This is a genomic window from Pseudoalteromonas sp. TB51, assembly GCF_000498055.1.
Taxonomy (GTDB): domain Bacteria; phylum Pseudomonadota; class Gammaproteobacteria; order Enterobacterales; family Alteromonadaceae; genus Pseudoalteromonas; species Pseudoalteromonas atlantica.
This window is the reverse complement of the sequence record NZ_AUTO01000047.1, coordinates 1-2,479: the sequence shown is the minus strand read 5'-3', so window position 1 is coordinate 2,479 and position 2,479 is coordinate 1. Positions and strand designations below refer to the sequence as shown.

Genomic DNA, 2,479 nt, shown 5'->3' with positions numbered 1-2,479 from the left:
AACAGGGTTGAGCGGTAATCATCGTCTAGCCCTGCCATTTTCTTTTTCCTCGCCATACTAGCTGACTTAGATGTATCTTGTTTAAAAAGCGCCATGGCTATCTTTCGCATTACATTAAACATTAATGGCCCTTGAAGTTTGCGTATTCTCGATTCATCTTCTCTGAAGTTCATATCAAGCATCCAATGCATGCTTTCAACCTGCCAGTGACTGCGTACCGCATTGAGTGCTTGCGCTGCATTTAAGTCTAATGAACTTATATACCAGCGTGTTTCAGTGGTATCCGACCCTGCCGACTTATCATGAACTTCAGCCCTGACCTTAATAATACTCGTTAAGCCAGGCCAACGATAATCCTTGCCTAACCAGCTTTTATCTATAAGTAACTGCTGGCATGTACGTGTTTCAACACGCCCATGTCCTGAGCTTATTTCGGTATATTCATCACAATTATGCTGAGTTAACCTTTCACGCTCGCACTTGTGCCACCACGCTTCTAGTTCCTTTTGCATGCCTGAATGATTACCTTTAAGTGCAAGAATATAATCTGCTTTTTGTTGGATGATTTGTTTTGCTATTTCTTGTTGGCATCCCATCGCATCTAACGTAATGATACTGTTTTCAATATCGAGCAGGGTGAGTAATTCTGGTATTGCGGTGATTTCATTTGTTTTATTATCAACAGCCGTCTGCCCAAGCACTAACTGGTGTTGGCAACTCCATGCACTGACCGTGTGTAAGGCACTTTTTCTGTCTTTTGTGGTAAATGAACGTCGTGCGGTTTTGCCATCGATAGCGATGATATCTGCACCTGTGGTTTCAATCAGTGATGATATCCAAGATTGAAATGCCCTTTCTATTTCATTTGCTTTTAACCGACACATGACGCGAGCAATCGTGTCATGTTTTGGAATTCCTGCGTTGAACGTACCGTATTTTTTTAACCAATCAAGCTTTAGGTGCCCAAAGTCTTCAATATCTTCCCATCCTTCTGCACCAGAGAGTACAGCGCTAATAGCAAGGAGAAGAATATCGATAAGTTCATGCTTTTTACAACGTTCAATGCGAGGATCTGTAATTGAATTAAAATGTTTCAGAAAAGTAGTGCTCATATTTATGCGACCAAGTAATTATTATGCCTTGATCTGATCACTACTTGCTCTATAAGTTCAATTTATAATGATCTTGCCGTGGTATAATTACGGGTGGGAGCTTCGCTGTATTGGTAACTATCCGTAAAATTAGGTAAACTACGTCTTCGTTTTTTAATAAATGTTGTAGTATTGATGACCACCCTCGGGTATGACGAACACGACGAATCTTATTTAGATGATGCATATGATGAATTTACTCCACCGCCACTTTATCGGTGTATTAATGCAGAGTCGAAATGGGACCCTCAAATAGATTTAGCACCAACTTTTTCTGTATTAACTGACTTTGAGCAGCAGATCACTGCTATGTGCGCAAAGCAAAAAGACCCACACGATAGATTAGAAGCCCTTCTTGATATTTTTTATAGCAAATGGCTATTTAGCGCCTCTGGGCTAAAAGTGCCAGAGCATAAAATAAATAGCTTAAGCTATACACTCACTATGCGCAGCGGCTCTATAACCACATTAGGTATTTTATTGAGCCATTTGCTTGAGCAAGCGCAATTAGATGCCAGTGTGTGTATTAATCAGGGAGATATTAGCGTGCATGTCGCAATAAGTGATGAAGAAGGCTACATTATTGAGCCTAGCAGTGGGCAACAGAGCTGGTACATCATTCCTGAAAATGCGGATGAAGAAAATGGCCAAGAGCAAGAGCCACTTGAGCTTATTTATAACGATGAAGTTTATAAATTGTTTTTAGCGCAGCAAAAATGGTCGTTTATTAGCGAAAATAAATTTGGCCACGCGCTGGTATGTGTTGAGTTGCTAATGGAGCTATTAGGCGATGATCCGTACGAGAGACGCGACAGAGGTTACTTACTCAATCAGTTAGATTGTCCTAAAATGGCACGCGATGATTTACAGTTTTTTATTGATGAGTGCCCGGACGATCCGGCAATTGAAATTATTCAGCATCAACTAGAAGAACTTGAAGATAATAATAAAACACACCATTAATAATAGGAACAAATATGGCTGATACTCACACTGCATTAATTACTAATGATGCTGTTGTACTGGGTTTGCTTGCTGTAATTTTAGGGTTCATTTTTAAAACCTCTAGCAGCGAAAACCCCAAACTAAAAGCATTTTATAAATATGTACCAGCATTATTGCTGTGTTACTTTTTACCTTCTTTACTCAATACGTTTGGCATTGTAGATGGACATAGTTCAAATATTTACTATGTTGCTTCGCGCTATTTGCTGCCAGCATGTTTAATCTTACTTACCATTAGTATTGATTTAAAAGCGATTATTAATTTAGGCCCCAAAGCGCTAATTATGTTTTTAGTGGGTACGCTGGGTATTGTGATTGGTGGG

The 2,479-nt window shown here is 39.6% G+C and carries 3 protein-coding genes; 2 read left to right on the top strand and 1 reads right to left on the bottom strand.

Going from position 1 to position 2,479, the window contains the following annotated elements; all coding sequences use genetic code 11:
* Positions 1-1,112: ISAs1 family transposase (locus L650_RS0101340; RefSeq protein WP_029771904.1), on the bottom strand; the 1,112-nt coding region annotated here is incomplete at its 3' end.
* A 174-nt stretch (positions 1,113-1,286) separates the two neighbouring features.
* On the opposite strand from L650_RS0101340, the gene L650_RS0101335 reads away from it, so the two are divergent.
* Together L650_RS0101335 and L650_RS0101330 are read left to right on the top strand one after the other, a co-directional pair.
* A complete protein-coding gene (locus L650_RS0101335) occupies positions 1,287-2,114 on the top strand; it encodes a tetratricopeptide repeat protein (RefSeq protein WP_004588840.1) in 828 nt (275 codons plus the stop codon).
* Between the two features lie 14 nt (positions 2,115-2,128).
* Positions 2,129-2,479 (top strand): DUF819 family protein (locus tag L650_RS0101330; RefSeq protein ID WP_029771903.1); only part of this gene is annotated, 351 nt, incomplete at its 3' end.